This is a genomic window from Stenotrophomonas sp. SY1 (assembly GCF_021202945.1).
Taxonomy (GTDB): Bacteria; Pseudomonadota; Gammaproteobacteria; order Xanthomonadales; family Xanthomonadaceae; genus Stenotrophomonas.
In genome coordinates this window covers 1-386 of the sequence record NZ_JAJOYR010000024.1, presented here as the reverse complement: position 1 = coordinate 386, position 386 = coordinate 1, and the positions used below count along the sequence as shown (strand labels likewise).

At 65.5% G+C, this 386-nt stretch carries 1 pseudogene; it reads left to right on the top strand.

Annotated features, from left to right (window positions below):
• Positions 1–386: pseudogene (locus LR961_RS19180) on the top strand (quinone-dependent dihydroorotate dehydrogenase); the annotation flags it as partial.

Genomic DNA, 386 nt, shown 5'->3' with positions numbered 1-386 from the left:
AGGTGTACACCGCCGCCAGCTACATCACCGTCAACGTCAGCTCGCCGAATACCCCGGGCCTGCGCAGCCTGCAGTTCGGCGATTCGCTCAAGCAGTTGCTCGATGCCCTGGCCGAACGCCGCGAGCAACTGGCTGCTACCCATGGCAAGCGTGTACCGCTGGCCATCAAGATCGCCCCGGACATGAGTGACGAAGAAACTGCGCTGGTGGCTGCCGCGCTGATGGAGTCGGGTATGGATGCGGTGATCGCCACCAACACCACGCTGGGCCGTGAAGGTGTCGAGGGGCTGCCGTATGGCGGCGAGGCGGGTGGCCTGTCGGGCGCGCCGGTGCTGGAAAAGAGCACCCACATTGTCAAGGTGCTGGCAGGCGAGCTGGGCGGCAAG